18 protein-coding genes are annotated in these 17,149 nt (G+C 61.3%); 11 read left to right on the plus strand and 7 right to left on the minus strand.

Annotated elements, in window-relative coordinates:
- Positions 1-212: 212 nt before the first annotated feature.
- Positions 213-1,790, minus strand: coding sequence for a chromosomal replication initiator protein DnaA (dnaA, locus tag DK391_RS03970; protein WP_239482693.1), 1,578 nt, complete (start codon positions 1,788-1,790; stop codon positions 213-215).
- Between the two features lie 385 nt (positions 1,791-2,175).
- Here dnaA and rpmH point away from each other — a divergent pair, with 385 nt between their 5' ends.
- From rpmH to yidC, 4 genes are all read left to right on the plus strand, one after another.
- Positions 2,176-2,310: a 50S ribosomal protein L34 gene (gene rpmH / locus DK391_RS03975; protein ID WP_004198824.1), complete on the plus strand. Its 135-nt coding sequence runs from the start codon at positions 2,176-2,178 to the stop codon at positions 2,308-2,310.
- Between the two features lie 34 nt (positions 2,311-2,344).
- On the plus strand, positions 2,345-2,845 hold the full coding sequence (gene rnpA, locus DK391_RS03980; RefSeq protein ID WP_109476797.1) for a ribonuclease P protein component: 501 nt from the start codon (positions 2,345-2,347) through the stop codon (positions 2,843-2,845).
- Between the two features lie 79 nt (positions 2,846-2,924).
- Positions 2,925-3,155: a membrane protein insertion efficiency factor YidD gene (gene yidD / locus DK391_RS03985; RefSeq protein WP_007581797.1), complete on the plus strand. Its 231-nt coding sequence runs from the start codon at positions 2,925-2,927 to the stop codon at positions 3,153-3,155.
- Positions 3,156-3,185: 30 nt separating this feature from the next.
- Complete coding sequence (yidC, locus tag DK391_RS03990) at positions 3,186-4,838, plus strand: membrane protein insertase YidC (RefSeq protein ID WP_109476694.1); 1,653 nt, start codon at positions 3,186-3,188, stop codon at positions 4,836-4,838.
- A gap of 109 nt (positions 4,839-4,947) precedes the next feature.
- Here yidC and DK391_RS03995 read toward each other — a convergent pair whose 3' ends face one another.
- The gene (locus tag DK391_RS03995) at positions 4,948-5,370 is read right to left on the minus strand and encodes a transcriptional regulator (RefSeq protein ID WP_109476695.1); all 423 of its coding nucleotides are present in this window, start codon (positions 5,368-5,370) and stop codon (positions 4,948-4,950) included.
- Positions 5,371-5,714: 344 nt separating this feature from the next.
- On the opposite strand from DK391_RS03995, the gene mnmE reads away from it, so the two are divergent.
- Together mnmE and DK391_RS04005 are read left to right on the plus strand one after the other, a co-directional pair.
- Positions 5,715-7,115 (plus strand): tRNA uridine-5-carboxymethylaminomethyl(34) synthesis GTPase MnmE, encoded by a 1,401-nt coding sequence (mnmE, locus tag DK391_RS04000; protein ID WP_109476696.1) that lies wholly within the window; start codon positions 5,715-5,717, stop codon positions 7,113-7,115.
- A gap of 115 nt (positions 7,116-7,230) precedes the next feature.
- Positions 7,231-8,400, plus strand: coding sequence for an integrase arm-type DNA-binding domain-containing protein (locus DK391_RS04005; protein ID WP_109476697.1), 1,170 nt, complete (start codon positions 7,231-7,233; stop codon positions 8,398-8,400).
- A gap of 238 nt (positions 8,401-8,638) precedes the next feature.
- On the opposite strand, the gene DK391_RS04010 is transcribed toward DK391_RS04005, so the two are convergent.
- From DK391_RS04010 to DK391_RS04015, 4 genes are all read right to left on the minus strand, one after another.
- Positions 8,639-8,932: a hypothetical protein gene (locus tag DK391_RS04010; RefSeq protein WP_109476698.1), complete on the minus strand. Its 294-nt coding sequence runs from the start codon at positions 8,930-8,932 to the stop codon at positions 8,639-8,641.
- Between the two features lie 270 nt (positions 8,933-9,202).
- On the minus strand, positions 9,203-9,337 hold the full coding sequence (locus tag DK391_RS45575) for a hypothetical protein (protein ID WP_275426808.1): 135 nt from the start codon (positions 9,335-9,337) through the stop codon (positions 9,203-9,205).
- Positions 9,338-9,376: 39 nt separating this feature from the next.
- On the minus strand, positions 9,377-9,544 hold the full coding sequence (locus tag DK391_RS44765; RefSeq protein ID WP_204117281.1) for a hypothetical protein: 168 nt from the start codon (positions 9,542-9,544) through the stop codon (positions 9,377-9,379).
- A gap of 147 nt (positions 9,545-9,691) precedes the next feature.
- Positions 9,692-10,318: a LysE family translocator gene (locus tag DK391_RS04015; protein ID WP_109476699.1), complete on the minus strand. Its 627-nt coding sequence runs from the start codon at positions 10,316-10,318 to the stop codon at positions 9,692-9,694.
- A gap of 552 nt (positions 10,319-10,870) precedes the next feature.
- On the opposite strand from DK391_RS04015, the gene DK391_RS04020 reads away from it, so the two are divergent.
- Complete coding sequence (locus DK391_RS04020) at positions 10,871-11,212, plus strand: hypothetical protein (protein ID WP_109476700.1); 342 nt, start codon at positions 10,871-10,873, stop codon at positions 11,210-11,212.
- A gap of 521 nt (positions 11,213-11,733) precedes the next feature.
- Entirely contained in the window at positions 11,734-12,312 is a 579-nt protein-coding gene (locus DK391_RS04025) for a YaeQ family protein (protein WP_109476701.1), read from the plus strand.
- Between the two features lie 46 nt (positions 12,313-12,358).
- Here DK391_RS04025 and DK391_RS04030 read toward each other — a convergent pair whose 3' ends face one another.
- Complete coding sequence (locus DK391_RS04030) at positions 12,359-12,772, minus strand: VOC family protein (protein ID WP_109476702.1); 414 nt, start codon at positions 12,770-12,772, stop codon at positions 12,359-12,361.
- A 386-nt stretch (positions 12,773-13,158) separates the two neighbouring features.
- Between DK391_RS04030 and ada the strand changes: the two genes are divergently transcribed.
- The 3 genes from ada to gshA all read left to right on the plus strand — a co-directional run bounded on the left by ada (position 13,159) and on the right by gshA (position 17,109).
- Positions 13,159-14,277: a bifunctional DNA-binding transcriptional regulator/O6-methylguanine-DNA methyltransferase Ada gene (gene ada / locus DK391_RS04035; protein WP_109476798.1), complete on the plus strand. Its 1,119-nt coding sequence runs from the start codon at positions 13,159-13,161 to the stop codon at positions 14,275-14,277.
- A complete protein-coding gene (locus DK391_RS04040; protein ID WP_109476703.1) occupies positions 14,274-15,197 on the plus strand; it encodes a DNA-3-methyladenine glycosylase in 924 nt (307 codons plus the stop codon). The genes ada and DK391_RS04040 overlap by 4 nt, the downstream gene beginning before the upstream one ends.
- Positions 15,198-15,495: 298 nt before the next feature.
- Positions 15,496-17,109 carry a glutamate--cysteine ligase gene (gene gshA, locus DK391_RS04045; RefSeq protein ID WP_109476704.1) on the plus strand — a complete coding sequence of 538 codons (1,614 nt, stop codon included), beginning with the start codon at positions 15,496-15,498 and terminating at the stop codon, positions 17,107-17,109.
- The last annotated feature ends 40 nt before the right edge of the window (positions 17,110-17,149 follow it).

Consider the following 17,149-nt stretch of genomic DNA (forward strand, 5'->3'; position numbering starts at 1 on the left):
GGCCCCGGCCCCCCGCCGGCGCCGTGCTGCGCCGGTCACGGCGTTTTGAATCCCGCCCGCGATCGCTGGGCGGTTAAACCTGTATTGTGCCTGAAAATGGAAGCACTTCCCTAAATTGGGGGTGGCTTGCGCAATAAACAGATCGAATTTTCCGACCGTTTCGAGGAAACCTTCGACCTGACCGCGCCCCATCACCCCGCTTTAGCCCTGCTTCAGCCTTTCAGCGTCTGCTCCAGCACGTGTAGCTCGTGGTTCAGCTGGGCGTCCTTGCCGCGCTCGTCGGCGATCTTGCGCACCGCGTGCAGCACCGTCGTGTGATCGCGCCCGCCGAACAGCTCGCCGATTTCCGGCAGGCTCTTCTGCGTCAGCTCCTTGGCCAGATACATCGCGATCTGGCGCGGCCGCGCGATATTGGCCGGGCGCTTCTTCGAGTACATGTCGGCGACCTTGATGCTGTAGAAGTCGGCGACCGTTTTCTGGATGTTTTCCACCGAAATCTGCCGGTTCTGCACCGTCAGCAGGTCTTTCAGCGCTTCCTTCGTCAGTTCGATCGTGATTTCGCGGCCGTGGAACTTCGAGTACGCGAGGATCTTGCGCAGCGCGCCTTCCAGTTCGCGGACGTTCGACCGCAGATGCTTCGCGACGAAAAACGCCACGTCTTCATTCAGACTCACGCCTTCCGATTGCGCCTTGCGCATCAGAATTGCGACGCGCATCTCAAGTTCGGGCGGCTCGATTGCGACTGTCAGGCCGGAATCGAAGCGCGAAATCAGACGATCGTCGATGCCTGAGATTTCCTTCGGATAGGTATCGCTGGTGATGATCACCTGCGCCTTGTTCGCGACCAGCGCTTCGAACGCGTAGAAGAACTCTTCCTGCGTACGCGATTTGCCCGAGAAGAACTGAATATCGTCGATAAGCAGCAGATCGAGCGAATGGTAGTAGCGCTTGAAATCGTCGAATGCCTTGCGCTGGTACGCCTTCACCACGTCCGACACGTACTGCTCGGCGTGGATGTAGCGGATTCGCGCGCCGGCTTTGTCCATCAACAACTGGTTGCCGATCGCGTGGATCAGGTGAGTCTTGCCGAGGCCCACGCCGCCGTACAGAAACAGCGGGTTGTACGAGATGCCGGGATTGTCGGCGACCTGGATCGCGGCCGCGCGCGCCAGCTGGTTCGCCTTACCGGTCACGAAATTGTCGAAGGTGAGCACGGGGTTCAGCTTCGAGCGCTCGTACATCGAGTCGTTTTCACCACTAGCGGCTTGCGTAGCCGCGCCCGGACGCCACGTGCGGCGTGCAGCCGCAGCTTCGTTCGCGTCGAGGCTGGGGAGATCGAGGTCAGCGGCATCGTCGGTGAGTTGCGCGGCGTTCGACGACGCGCCGAGGCCCGCCATCGCGCCGCCCGCGCCCATGCCGCCCATGCGCGCGGATTGGGCGGCCTGAACAGCGCCAACGGCCGCATCGACGGCGGCTACGGCTTTATTCACGCCCATCGGCGCAGGACGCGACGGCGCAGCGGCAGGCGCTGCGCGCATGCCGGCTTTAGGATCGAGGACGAACTGGACGTCGACGGGCGAATGCCAGAAATCGCGCGCCAGATCAGTGATGCGGCCCGAAAACTGGCTCTTGACCCAATCCAGCTTGAAACGGTTCGGCGCGGCGATGCTCAGGGTATTCGCATCGGCGTCGAAGGCGACCGGGGCCAACGGTTTGATCCACGTCACGTACTGCTGGGGCGTCAATTCACGCTCCAGCAATGCGGAACAGTGTTGCCAGAATTCGTTCATCAAGTTGCTATCGTTATGGTTGCGACGCGATTCCGCCGGCGCTCTGGTCGCGGGATACGCGACGAGGCCCGAAGCTGCCAGGCGGAAAAGCCCCAGACGCTTGTGCCACAAGGGTTTGCGGGGTCAAGCGGGCCGGGGCGGCGTGCAGGATTCTTGGGAAGTAAGGCGAGATTCTAACGCCAAAACGTCGTGCAAAGTGAGTTATCCACAGGGTCCGATCAAACAGTGCCTGCAACCGCCGCCTGTGGATCATTGCCCTAAACTATTGACGACTCAGAGAAAACCGGTTTAAATAGCGGGTTCCGCGAAAACCAATTTTCGAACCTCCGGCCATTGCACTTTCAGCGATGCTCGCGCGGTTATTTCTCAAACAAGTGAGAGCAACATGAAACGTACTTACCAACCTTCCGTGACGCGCCGTAAGCGCACCCATGGCTTCCGTGTTCGCATGAAGACCGCAGGCGGCCGCAAGGTCATCAACGCACGCCGCGCAAAGGGCCGCAAGCGCCTCGCCATCTAAGGCAGGCGACACGCGGTCTAGCCGAGTGCGCGCTGTGTCCGACACCCGCGACGCTGCGGGAACGGCAGACGCGCCGCATCAGAACCCTGTTCCGTTGCAGGCGTCCGCAGCCTTTCCCAAAGCCGCAAGGCTGCTAAAAACGGATGAATTTTCATCCGTTTTTCGTTTGCGCCCGTGGCGCCGAACTGCTCACTTCGTCGTCTACGCACGGCCGACTGGCAATGAAGCACGCCTTGGCCTCGTTATCGGCAAGAAGTATGCGCCGCGCGCCGTCACGCGCAATCTGGTGAAACGCCTCGCGCGGGAAGCGTTTCGTCTGCGTCGTACGGAATTCGGCGGTTGGGATGTGCTGCTGCGTTTGCACACCAAATTCGACAGGAAGGCGATGCCCAGCGGATCGTCGCCGCCGTTGAACGCGCTGTGCCGTGGCGAAATCGACGTGCTGCTCGACAAGGTAGCGCGCGAAATCGCCCGACGCGAAATGCCGGCAGCATCAGCAGGACAGGCGGCGCAAACGCCGCCCGCTGCGCCATGAAACCCGCGCAACCTGCACGCGCGGCCGTCTTGCGGCGCTTCAGCCTCTCATCGAGCGGCGCAGTCGGGCCGCACTAGTCATGCAAACGGTACTATTCGCCTTGCTGCGTTTTTACAAGATTGCCGTGAGTCCCATGCTCGGCAACCGGTGCCGTTTTTATCCCTCCTGTTCGGATTACGCGCGCGAAGCAATCCAGTATCATGGCGCCGCGCGTGGTACTTATCTCGCCGCAAGGCGCCTGTGCCGCTGTCACCCGTTTTCGGCGGGCGGCATCGATCTTGTCCCGCCTCCAACTCCTAAGAAGCGCTGACGCGCTGTGCCATCGACACTGAGACAACGCATGGATATCAAACGCACCGTCCTATGGGTCATCTTCTTCATGTCAGCTGTCATGCTGTTCGACAACTGGCAGCGCGACCATGGACGCCCGTCGATGTTCTTCCCGAGCGCGACGCAGACCAAGACGGCGAGCCCCGCTGCACCGGGTTCGTCGCCGGCGGGAAGCCAACCGGCCGACCTGCCGCAGACGAACGCCGCCGCACCTGGCTCGACGGCACCCGCCACGCAACAGGCGCAGCTGGTTTCGTTCAGCACCGACGTTTATCGTGGCCAGATCGATACGCGTGGCGGCACGCTGTCGAAGCTGACGCTGATCAAACCGGGCGAGGGCAAGCAGCCTGAGCAGGTCATCACGCTGTTCGACCACACGGCCGACCACACCTATCTCGCGCGCACGGGCCTGCTCGGCGGCGATTTCCCGAATCACACCGACGTCTTCACACCCGTTCCCGGTCAGGCGACCGACATGACGGGCAACACGCTGACGCTGTCGTTCGATTCGCCGGAAAAGGGCGGCCTGAAGGTCGTGAAGACCTACACGTTCACGCGTGGCAGCTACGTGATCAACGTCGACACGAAGATCCAGAACGTCGGCACGACGCCCGTCAAGCCGACGGCGTACATGGAACTCGTGCGCGACAGCCAGCCTGTCGAAACGCCGCGTTTCTCGCATACGTTCATCGGACCGGCTGTCTACACGGAACAGCATCACTTCCAGAAGCTGACCTTCGGCGACATCGACAAGAACAAGCAGGACTACGCGACCTCGGCTGACAACGGCTGGATCGCGATGGTGCAGCATTACTTCGCGTCGGCGTGGATTCCGCAGCAGGGCGTGAAGCGCGATATCTACGTCGAGAAGATCGATCCGTCGCTGTATCGCGTGGGTGTCAAGGAGCCGCTGCAGACCATCAATCCGGGTCAAACCATCGACGTATCCGCGCGTCTGTTCGCCGGTCCGGAAGAAGAGCGCATGCTCGAAGGCATCGCGCCGGGTCTCGAACTGGTGAAGGACTACGGCTGGGTGACGATCATCGCGAAGCCGCTGTTCTGGCTGCTCGAGAAGATCCACAGCTATGTCGGCAACTGGGGCTGGGCGATCGTGCTGCTGACGCTGCTGATCAAGGCGGGGTTCTTCCCGCTGTCGGCTGCAAGCTACAAGTCGATGGCGCGCATGAAGGAAATCACGCCGCGCATGCAGGCACTGCGTGAACGCTTCAAGGGCGATCCGCAAAAGATGAATGCGGCTCTGATGGAGCTGTACAAGACTGAGAAAGTGAATCCGTTCGGCGGTTGTCTGCCGGTTGTGATTCAGATCCCGGTGTTTATCTCGCTGTACTGGGTGCTGCTGTCGTCGGTGGAAATGCGCGGTGCGCCGTGGATTCTCTGGATTCACGATCTGTCGCAACAAGATCCGTACTTCATCCTGCCGGTTCTGATGGCCGTCTCGATGTTCGTTCAGACGAAGCTCAACCCGACGCCGCCGGACCCCGTCCAGGCCAAGATGATGATGTTCATGCCGATCGCCTTCTCGGTCATGTTCTTCTTCTTCCCGGCGGGTCTCGTGCTGTACTACGTCGTGAACAACGTGCTGTCGATCGCGCAGCAGTACTACATCACGCGCATGATGGGGCAGAAAAAGAAGGCTGCCTGATCGGCGAGTGGCTGGATCGAGCGCGTGGTCGTTCGATCCGCGCAGAAGAAGCGACAAAAAACCGCCCGGTGTTGAGCCGGGCGGTTTTTTTATGTCTGCGAGGTTTCGGTTAAATGTTGTCTGCGTCGCCGTAAAACTGGGCGATCAACTCCTGCACCAGATAGCGATGATGCGGCGTCAATGATTCGATCTTCGACGCCAGTTCCAGCGTCTCCTGCGAGAGCGGGTATTTCTCGCCTCGCTCCAGTGGCTTCGGCACATTCCGCGTCGATCCATTCGGCGACGGCCCGTAATGCAGCCAGTGCGGATCGACTTCGAACCACGCGGCGAGCGTGCGCAGCTTGTCGTCAGTGGGAATCGTGCGGCCGCTCAGCCACTTGTGCACCGTCTGCGGCGACACAGGCTGGTCGCCGTGATGGCGTAGATTGAAATGCAATGCGAGATCGGTCCCGCCCTTGAGTCTTTCCGGGGCGCGTCTCATCGCGAACTTGAGTCGCTCGGCAAAAGCCGTTTTTTCTTCGACGGTTGGCATCCACAGATTGTGCAGTCCGTCACGCCTCGGGTAGACAACTGTACACGCTACATTTCGCGTGTCTGAGGTTTGCCTATCTCGGCACGGCAATAGATCAGAACAATTCCTTGCAAGACGAAAAGGTCTCGTTAGCCTTGTCGTGTAGGGATTTGCTTACACGACACCTTCGGATTTTCCCACACGCAGCCTGATCGTGCTTTATCTCAACTAAGATAAATTCCGTGGCACGCATTCACCCGTCGCGAGGGATGGCCTGCATAGCGCCGTTGACACGCGCGTTACAATGCCACGCGTTCAGCGCACTGCCGTGCGCGCCCTTTCCACCTTGTTCCCGCCCGCCCGTCATGCTCGCCACCGATTCCGATCCGATCGTCGCCATTGCAACCGCGCCCGGCCGAGGCGGCATAGGCGTGGTGCGGATTTCGTTCGGGCGTGCAGGCGAAACTGCCGCGCAACCGATGATGCAGGCGCTCACCGGCCAGGCGCTCGCGCCACGCCACGCGAGTTACGTGCCGTTTCTCGACAGCGAGGGTAATGCGCTGGATCGCGGCATCGCGCTGTATTTTCCGGCGCCGCATTCCTACACCGGCGAGCACGTCCTCGAATTGCAGGGCCACGGCGGCCCGATCGTGCTTCAGCTGGTTTTGCAGCGCTGCATCGATGCCGGCCGCGCGTTCGGTTTGCGTCTCGCGGAGCCGGGCGAATTCACGCGCCGCGCATTTCTCAACGACAAGCTCGATCTCGCGCAGGCCGAAGCGGTGGCCGATCTGATCGAGGCCAGCACGGAAGCCGCCGCGCGCTCGGCGGGACGCTCGCTGGACGGTGCGTTCTCGCGCGACATCCACGCGCTGGTCGAAGAGGTGATCACGTTGCGGATGCTGGTCGAGGCGACGCTCGATTTCCCCGAAGAAGAGATCGATTTTCTCGAAGCCGCCGACGCACGCGGCAAACTCGCGCGTATCCGCGAACGTCTTGCGCTGGTACTGAGCGAGGCGCGCCAGGGCGCGCTGCTGCGCGAAGGTCTGTCGGTGGTGCTGGCGGGGCAGCCGAACGTCGGTAAGTCGTCGCTGCTCAACGCGCTCGCCGGCGCGGAGCTCGCGATCGTCACGCCGATTGCAGGCACGACACGCGACAAGGTCGCACAGACAATCCAGATCGAGGGCATTCCGCTGCATGTGATCGACACAGCGGGGCTGCGCGAAACCGAAGATGAAGTCGAAAAGATCGGTATCGAGCGAACCTGGGGCGAGATTGAACGCGCCGACGTGGTGTTGCATCTGCTCGACGCCCGCTCAGGCATGACCCCCGATGATGATTCGATCGCCGCCCGTTTTCCATCCGGCGTACCTGTCGTGCGCGTGATGAACAAGACGGATCTCACGGGCGTCGCACCCGTCGTCAGCGGTTTGAACGGGGCGGGCGAGGGCGATTCGTGCGAGGTTCGCCTGTCGGCCAAGACGGGCGATGGAATCGCCCTGCTGCGGGGCGAACTGCTGCGTATCGCCGGATGGCAGGCCGGCGCGGAAAGCGTCTATCTGGCTCGCGAGCGCCATCTGATAGCACTTCGGGCAGCACAAGACCATCTCGGACTCGCTGCCGCACATGCCGATCAGAACGCGCAGGCGCTCGACCTCTTCGCTGAAGAACTGCGACTGGCGCAGGATCAGCTCAACTCGATCACGGGTGAATTTACCTCCGACGATCTGCTTGGCGTAATCTTCAGCAGGTTCTGTATAGGTAAATAGTCGAGCGTCATATCCCTTTGCAAACCGACATATCGAGCATTCTGATAAAGCCGATTTAGGTACACAATCCTGTAGACTGCGCTTTTGTCGCGCACTGTGTACCCAAACCGGTCAAATGCCAAAGCTCGCAACACCGCTCAGCGAATCACACATACGAACCTTGCAGCCGCGCGCGACGCGCTACAGCGTCGCCGATGGCAAAGGTCTCGTCCTCGAAGTCATGCCGACGGGCAAGAAGGTCTGGCGTTTCCGTTACACGCTCGACGGGCAGCGGCAACCCATGGTCACGATCGGCGACTATCAGCTCATGTCATTGCGGGTCGCGCGAGCGCGGGCGCAGAAATACGCGGACATCGTCGCACAAGGCCTGTCGCCCGTTTCCGTCGCCAGGCAGGATCGGGGCGTGGAGAAGCGTGTCGACGTGCTGCGCGACGGGGCCGAACTGTACCTTGCGGCAGAAATGGCGCGCAAATCCGACGAATATCGACGCACGACGCTGCGTGCGCTCGACAAGGACATTCTTCCCGCCATCGGGCACAAGCCCATTGCACAGATCTCGACGCAGGACATCCAGTCGATCAGCGACGCGATCAAAACCCGTGGCGCGCCGCAGATGGCGCTGCATACACGCAACGTCGCGAAGCGTCTGTTCGCATTCCTGATCGCGCGAGGCCTCGCAACCGTCAATCCCGCCGAGGCCATCGCGGCGAGCACTATTGCATCGCACGATGCGCGCTCGCGCGTTCTCGCGGCACACGAAATCGGCACGTTACTGCGCGCGGTCTACACATCGCAGATCAGACGGCCGCTGAAATACGCGCTGCATCTGCTCGTGCTGACCATGGCAGGCAAATCCGAATTGATCGAGGCAACGTGGCGGGAATTCGATCTCGACGCAGGCGTCTGGACGATTCCCGCTGTTCGTGCCGGCAATGGCCGCGATCGACAGGTCTGTCTGTCGGGCCAGGCTGTATCGATACTGCGCGAGTTGAGAAGCGGCAAGAATAGCCGCACGTACGTCTTTCCGTCGACGCGCGGCGGCGAGGATCGTCCGATTGCGAAGGGGACGCTCAACCAGGCGCTCAAGACACTTGGGCTGGACGGCGAACACTTTGTGTTGAATGACTTTCGCCGCACGGGGATGGCTTATCTGCTCGATCTTCGGCCTACGCTCGATACTGCAGACGGCGCTTTGCCAGACTCCGAAAGCGCCGACACCGCTACTCAGATGCAACGCTGGGCTGACTTCGTCGAAGCGCAGTTGGGTGAGCGCAGCGGCACTTAACGCGCGCCGCGTTAGTCACGCACGTCAAGTTTTGGGTACACAGTACCATTGTGCTTCTTCATCTGCGCTTGTCTGGCAACGAATAGAGAAATCCATGCGTGGTTTTGCGAAGAAATTCCACGCATGATCCATAGACGCTTTAAGGTACACAACGCTTTACTCAAACGCTCGCAGATACGGCCACCCGTACTTTCACTCAACAAATCGAGGTTACAGCCGCCGATTTGCCCAATCACAGTCACCCGTGCAACGCCACCGGTTCCACGCCAGCCTCGGAGTGATGGTTTGCCGATGTCTCAGCAGCGGGTGTCGAGTAGAAACCAGGTCCATGCCGATCGTACTGATCGAGCCTGAGCAACAGGCTGTCGATCGCGCACAACTGCATTCTGGTGAGGGAAGGAGCGTCGAGCAGTGCATGCAGGCGCATGCGCCAATACTCGGAAGAGAGAATCGGGCCACCTGCATCCGCGAGCAGCGATGGCCACATGACGCGCGAAATATGCGCAATCTCCTGATCGATTAACCGGTTCATGGTGTTCCCCGTGACGTCTCGACAAGGCCAAAGTTTGTTTACATCTGATAATTCACTTTAGCCGGATTTTTGCGGGCCAATACCTATGCAAACAAATAGGTATCCGCACGATGCCTTGCGAAAGACGCAAGGCATCGCAATGACTCAAGCGTACGCAAACGGGCGTCAGGGCAATCGGGGGAACAGAAAGACGTTTGGGCGTCATTTTGCGGGCGCACACAAACGGAGTGAAATCGCCGCATACATGTAGCGAGAGTGCGCGGAGGAACGCTACGCATCATCCTCCGGCGGCGGTTCGGGCGGGCGCGGCACCGAACCGCACAGCGACGTCAGCGCGACGCTGATCAGCATCAGCGCCAGCATGAACAGCCAGTATTCCGTCCATGAGAAAGAGTAGGCCAGCACGGCAGCCTCTCATCACGCCGGGTCACACGAGCGGCGCGCTCAATGATGCATCAAGCTGCGAATCGGGTGCCGCCAGTCCATCCGTCTGTGGTGATCATCTTCGTGCAGAGCCTGGCGATGTTCCTGCCAAAGCTCGTCGGAAAACAGAAACGCGACGATGAGAAGCGGCACGATCAGAAACGCGCCAAGAATCAGATGCTCGATCACAACAACCTCCTGATCGATGGAACAACGACGATTTCATTGTAGGCGTGATGGAAGTCACTGCATGTGATCCACCGCGCACACCCTGTGCGCGGTGGAGATGATGCAAACGGCGCGCCTGCTTCGTCGTGTCCGGTCGTCAGGGCGGGTTTAGGCCGTCGATTTTCTCCACGCAGCCGCCAGCAGTCCCGCTCCGATCAGCAAGGTGCCGCCGGTGCGGTTGACGCCGCGCTGCACGCGTGGGCTACGGATCGCGCGCCGTGCCGCCGATGCGAGCACCGCGTATCCAAGCGCATTAAAGGTGCCGAGCAGAACGAAAGTCGCTTCGAAAATGGCAATCTGCGACCACGTGGCGACCTGGGTGTCGATGAACTGCGGAACGAAGGCCACGAAGAACACGATGCTCTTTGGATTGAGCGCGGTCACCGCGTATGCGTGCGCGAAGATCCGGCTGGTGCGGGTTTCGCCCGTCGGCGGCGCATCGCCCGACGACGTGGGGGCACGCCACAGCTTGATGCCGAGATAGATCAGATACGCCGCACCGACCCACTTGAGCGCCGTGAACAGTGTCGCGGAGGCGGCGAGTATCACGCCGAGGCCGAGCATCGACGCCGTCATCGACGTCAGATCGCCGAGTGCGACGCCCGCGGTCGTGACCAGCGCGAAGCGCCGGCCGTGACCAAGCGCGTACGAAATTACAAGCAATACGGTAGGACCGGGAATGGCAACGAGTATCGCGGATGCAATCGCGAAGGGTAGCCAGTGGGCAAGCGTCATCATGTGTCTCCTTGGGATTCGGGCGGGCGCGTCCGATGTGGGCTGCGCGCTGCTCGAAATCACGCGAACGGGTTGTATTGGGCCGCTCGATTTATCCATGAAGATTGCGTTCGCGCAAGAGCGTCGATGAAATGCCTGCTGCCGTGCCGCCTGTCGCCTCAGGCATCTTTTTTATTCTGCAAACGCTCCACAGCGTCGAGACTTTTCATGAGTCACACGAATGACTTTGTGTGCGACGCATCAACGCATAAAAGCATTTATCGCAAACGGCTTAAAACCATTTACGCGTTAACGCTAATCACGCTCGCATGAGTTTATCCAGCAAGCCTGTCCACCGTACTCGGGTGTTCGAAAAGCGCCCGATATCAGCCAGATTGCGTCATCGCCACATCGTCAGTCGTCCGATTTACTCACTGCGACAATTCGCCACTGTTGCGAGCGCACACAAGATGTGCTTGCCCTTCAAAACGGTTCTCCTAAATTTAAAAGCGTTTCTGTTTATCAGAAGTTAAACACATAGCTAACCCGAGCAATACGCGCACGGAGGTATCCATGAACAAGCGAGTCGCCGTTCTTTTCGCGCTGACTGGTTTAATGGCCGCGGCAGCCGCGCAGGCGCAGGATGTCGTGATCAAACCCCAGCAGACAGTGCAGTTCAAGGCGAATGCATATGGCTGCCTGTCGAAGGACAAACTCGACGCCGTCACGCAGCACGCGCAAGCCGGTGAGCAGCAGAAAATGCAGGAATTCTTCTCGGGTTACGAATGCATCTCGACGCCCGAAAATTCGGATTTCCGCGTCGTTCGCGTGGTGGGGCATGATGTCGAATTCGTGAATGCCGGCAATAGCGATACGCAGGGTCTTTGGACCAACGACCGGTTTATCAAGCAATAAGCATTTAACGTTGGTTTTCATCCGACAGCGAATGTCGGGTGAATACAGACATCCGGACGAAAGTGCGCCTTTCGCGCTCTGGAATGGCCAGGTTTTAACCTGGCCATTTTCATTTTCCGGCTGGGCTTTGTCTGCGCGTCCACCGACTAGACTGGCGCGCCAGATCCGTCTGCTCATTCCATCCGCTCATCAGCCCCGCCACGGCGGCCTCATCTGGCTGTCATACCGTCCCCGCATATTCGGTATCATCACGGTCCCACCTTGCAGTACCCGCGCGATACGCGCGCCAAGGTTCGCGACGCAGGTCCGGCACATATGTTGCTGCTTTCAACTCAGGCGAAAGCGGGAATGTCGATGCGACAAGGGTCAGCGGCCCAACGTCCGCGGCAATCCGACAAATGTGTATCAACGGCGAGACGCGCGACCCAGGCGTGAGCGCTGCAAGGCAGGGGACGATCATGGCCAGGTACGCCGACTCTCTATTCACTATCCGGTCCGCATTTGCAGGACCAGGTTGCAGCATGGCGCTCAAATCGACAATTTTTAAGGCTGAACTTCAGATCGCGGACATGGACCGGCATTACTATGCGGACCATTCGCTGACGATTGCACTGCATCCGTCCGAAACCAACGAGCGGATGATGGTTCGCGTGGCGGCGTTCGCGCTATTTGCGCAGGAACGCCTCGAATTCTGCAAAGGTCTGTCGGACATCGACGAACCGGATCTGTGGGCCAAGGATCTGACTGGCGCGATCGACACCTGGATCGAAGTCGGTCAGCCCGATGAACGCCGGATCGCGAAGGCGAGCGGCCGCGCGAATGAAGTGATCGTGATCGCGTATGGCGGCCGGACGTCCGATATCTGGTGGCAGGGCGTTCGGAACAAGGTCGAACGTCTGCGGAACGTGACGGTGTGGTCGCTCGGCGAAGAGGTTGCGCCGGCGCTCGCGGCACTGGCCGAACGGACGATGCGTCTGCAATGCACGGTGCAGGACAACGCAGCATGGCTGGGCAGCGAAACGGCCGACGCCGTTTCCATCGACTGGACGGTTTTGAAGGCTGCGGCGAACGCGCGCCCGGCGGCTCACGGCGGGCGTTGATCGGCCTGCGATTTACGGTCTGTGTACCAAAGAACCGGACGAAACGTTAGTGTTGCTCGACCGGCGGGCCTTTTAATTCGACCATATTGCCCTCCGGATCGAACAGATAGAGCGATGGACCGTAACCATCCGCACCAAAGCGCATGGCCTGCTCACCGAGGCGTACGTCGAGCGACGTGAGCCATGCTGCCATTGCGGGCGCGTCGAACGGCTCGACCCGCAGGCAAAGGTGATCCATGTTGCGTCCGGCGCCCGGCACACCACTTTCCGGACGATCAATCCGCGCCCCGACCTGCAACAGGTCGATCAGCGAACGCCCCGCCCGCAACTGGGTCAAGCCGATATCCCGTTGCTCTCTCTCCACCGCGCAGCCGAGGACATCGCGATAGAAGCGCGTCATCACGTCGAGATTCGCGGCGCGTATCACGACGTGGTCAATCTCGAGAATGTGGAATTGCATGGCGCGGCGTCCCCGTTGGTGAGCTTCCGACGAAGAATCCAGTCTAGAGGGAAATGCGTGCAGAGATGCGCTATGACGAGCGCCGGGCGGGGAAAACGAGGCGTACAGGCGAAAAAAAGCCCGCTCAACTTGGAGCGGGCTGAATCCATATCAGGAGGAGACATGGAGGAGACAAGAACCACTATACACGCCACCTTGATGCGACGCAATAACTTTTTAAGGGAAAACCCCAACTTTTTTCAGGGGCAGATTCTCCCGATATATGGGAAAAAGGTGCGAAAACGACCGTCGACGTGCAGCCTAAATGACACCGCAAGAAGCGGAGCGTAGTGTGTGGGCGTGCTCGCTAAAGTGGTCAGCATCAAAACCGTCCCCCGGGGCAAATGATGAACTCAGCCTTAACCCAAGCCGCGCCCGCCGCCTTCGCCAGTGAAGACGAGCGCTGGAACGCCGTCCTGAAACGCGACATGTCCGCCGATGGCGCCTTCTTCTACGGCGTCCGCACGACAGGCGTGTTCTGCCGCCCATCGTGCGCGTCGCGGTTGCCGCGCCGCGAAAACGTCGACTTCTTCGCGTCCGCCGATGCCGCTCGCACCGCAGGCTATCGGGATTGCAAACGCTGCCAGCCGGGCGGATTGCCGCGCGAGCTCGAAATCGTCAATCGCGCGTGCGCCGCGCTCGACGCCGATCCGCAGCAACGCCTCACGCTCGCGCAACTGAGCGAAGCCGTGCACGTCAGCCCGTTTCATCTGCAGCGGCTGTTCAAGCGCGTAGTCGGTGTGTCGCCGAGGCAATATCAGGCGGCCCAGCGCGGCGCGGCCTTGCGCAACGCGCTGCAAAACGGCGTCGATGTGACGCGCGCAACCGTCGATGCCGGCTTCGGCTCGCCGTCACGCATGTACGACACGGCGGCCGCGGAACTCGGCATGGCGCCCTCCCAGTACCGGCGCAAAGGCGCAGGGCTGCGCGTCCATTACGCCAGCGCGCAGACTTCGCTCGGTCTCGTGCTGGTCGCCACGACCGAAAAAGGCATCTGCAAGATCGCCTTCGGTGACGAACCGGCCGCGCTCATCGACGATCTGCGCGCGGAATTCGCAAGCGCCGAGCTGATCGACGATCCCGAGCGGCTGGCACCGTTCATTGAACAGATCGACGGCTATCTGCGCGGCAAGCGGCAGCGTTTCGACCTGCCGCTCGACATTGCCGCCACGGCGTTCCAGCAGCGCGTGTGGGAAGCGCTGCGCCGCATTCCGTATGGCGAGACGCGCAGCTACTCGCAGATCGCCGAAGCAGTCGGTTCGCCCCGTGCGGTGCGCGCCGTCGCCAATGCGTGCGCGTCCAACCCGGTCGCACTGGCAATACCGTGCCATCGCGTCGTGCATAAGGACGGCGCGTTGGCAGGTTATCGATGGGGCACGGCACGCAAGTCGGTGATACTCGACACCGAGGCACGCCAGACCGACAATGCCGCCCATCCCATCGCCGACATGGACCACGCCGCTTGACCACCACGCCAGTTGCCACACTCGAACTTCCATTCAAAGCACCTTATGACTGGCCGCGCGTCCTGCGCTTCTTTGGCGGACGCGCCACGCCGGGCGTCGAAGCCGTGGAAGACGGCGTCTGGCGTCGCGCGATCGGCTGGAACGGCGATAGCGGCACGCTCGCCGTCAGCAGGCATCCACGCAAGCATTGCATCGTTGCCACTATCGACGGCACCGTGAGCCGCCATGCCGACGCGCTCGCCGCGCCCATCGCGCGCATGTTCGATCTGCACGCCAATCCGAAGGCCATCGGCGCGAGCCTCGCGACCGACCCATGGCTCGCGCCCCTCGTCGAAGCCGTGCCCGGCTTGCGGGTGCCGGGCGCGTGGTCCGGGTTCGAACTCGTTGTACGGGCGATCGTCGGACAGCAGGTCAGCGTCAAGGCCGCCACGACGATCATCGGACGGATCGTCCAGCGCGCGGGCGAGCGCATCGAAGGTCACCCACACGAGAGCACCGCATGGCGTTTCCCGACGCCCGCTGCCCTCGCCGCCGTCGATCTTGCGCAGATCGGCATGCCGGGCAAGCGCATCCAGGCTCTGCAAGGCTTCGCCCGCGCCGTGGCGGACGGCGACGTGCCAATCGACAGCGTCGGCAGCACTTCTTTCGATCTGGCGCAGTTGCGCGCTTCGCTGCTTGCGCTACCGGGCATCGGCCCGTGGACGGTCGAATACGTCGCGATGCGTGCCTGGCGCGACGCCGACGCATGGCCGGCCGCCGATCTCGTGCTGATGCAGGCCATCGCGGCACGCGATCCCGCTCTCGTGCGCCCCAACCAGCAGCGTGCGCGGACCGACGCGTGGCGCCCCTGGCGCGCGTACGCCGCAATGCATCTGTGGAATGAAGTGGCCGATCGGGCAGGCGGGGCGCGCGGCGGCTAGCGGCCTTCCGCACACAGGATCGAAGGTCGCCAATCGACTTTGCAGTACCGCGCGGCGTAGAGTGGGGATACGCGCGCGCCCGGCATCGAAAACCCATTGCAAACCCGACGACGATCCGGCGCAAACCCCGCCGCGAACACGGTCACAAGCCGTTCGGAAGCAGCCTGAAGCAACGCCAAGCAGGGGTTCTGGCGAGATGTTAAAGTGCCCGCTACTGAAAATTCCGCCGAACGTTGTCGACCGCGCCTGAGCAGCACCCGTGCGGCGCATGGCGGCCGACCCTGTTCGACCCGCATCAATGCCAAACACGACATCCTCCCGCACGACCGACGCGCTGTTGCATCGCCTGTCCGTGCTGACATCCGGCCCGCAGCGCGACGCGCTGACGGCTGGTTTGCGCGGCATCGAAAAGGAAAGCCTGCGCGTCCTGGCCGACGGCCATCTCGCGATGACGCCGCATCCGCAAACGCTCGGCTCGGCGCTCACGCATCCATCGTTGACCACGGACTATTCGGAAGCGCTGCTCGAACTGATCACGCCTGCCGATCACGATCCCTCTATCACGCTCGAGCGGCTCGACACGCTGCATCGCTTTGTCTATTCGACCATCGGCGACGAGGTGCTGTGGAACAATTCGATGCCGGGCCTGCTGCCCGAAGACGATGAAATCCCCATCGCGAACTACGGCACGTCGAACATCGGCAAGCTGAAGTACGTGTATCGCGTGGGCCTCGCGTTGCGCTACGGGCGCACGATGCAATGCATCGCCGGCATCCACTACAACTATTCGTTGAACGAAGAAGTGTGGCGGCTGCTGCACGCGGACCAGCATTCCACGGCCAATGCCGTCGATTTTCAGTCCGACCGCTATCTCGCGCTGATCCGCAACTTCCGCCGCACGAGCTGGCTGCTGATGTATCTGTTCGGCGCGTCGCCGGCGCTCGACCGGCGCTTTTTGCGCGGCCGTCCGCATACACTCGAAACGTTCGACGCCGACACGCTGTATCGCCCGTACGCAACCAGCCTGCGCATGAGCGATCTCGGCTATTCGAACACGACGGCGCAGGCCGCGTTGCATGCCGACTACGACACGCTGCCCGGCTATCTCGATGCACTGGCGAAAGCCGTCAGCCAGCCGTATCCGCAATACGAAGCCATCGGCACGCAGCGCGACGGCGAATGGGTGCAGATCAACACCAACGTGCTGCAGATCGAAAACGAGTTCTACTCGACGATCCGCCCGAAGCGCGTCACGTATCCGGGCGAGCGTCCGCTGCATGCGCTCGCGGCGCGCGGCGTGCAGTACGTCGAGGTGCGCTGCATGGACATCGATCCGTTCGAGCCGACCGGCATTTCGCTCGAAACCGCGCGTTTTCTCGACGCCTACCTGCTCGTATGCGCGCTCGATGAAAGCGCGCCGCTGCCGCCACCGGCCTATTGCGAAGCGAACCAGAACTTCGGCCGTGTGACGATGGAAGGGCGCAAGCCCGGTCTCGAACTGATCCGCGATGGCAAGTCCATCACGATGATCGACTGGGCCAACGAACTGCTCGCGAAAATCGATCACGCCGCCGCCGCGCTCGACGCGATTCGCGGCGACGACAGCCACGCACGTTCGGTCGCGACGCAGCGCGCGAAGCTCACGGATGCGTCGTTGACGCCGTCGGCTCGCGTGCTGCAGATCATGCGCGACAAACAGCAAAGCTTCCTCGATTTCGGCCTTGCACAAAGCATCGCGCACGCGGAGCACTTCCGCGCGCGTCCGCTCGATGAAGCCCAATCGAAGGAATTCGCTGCGCTCGCAGTGCAATCGCTTGCCGAGCAGTCGAAACTGGAGCGCGAAGAAGTGGGTTCGTTCGACGCTTTCGTCGCCGCATATCGCGCTTATACGTTGAATCGCTTTAGCGTGTAGTCTCGCGAACATTCACGGCGCGTCTCGCGCGCCGATGTCA

The sequence above is a fragment of the Paraburkholderia sp. C35 genome (assembly GCF_003121405.1).
Taxonomy (GTDB): domain Bacteria; phylum Pseudomonadota; class Gammaproteobacteria; order Burkholderiales; family Burkholderiaceae; genus Paraburkholderia.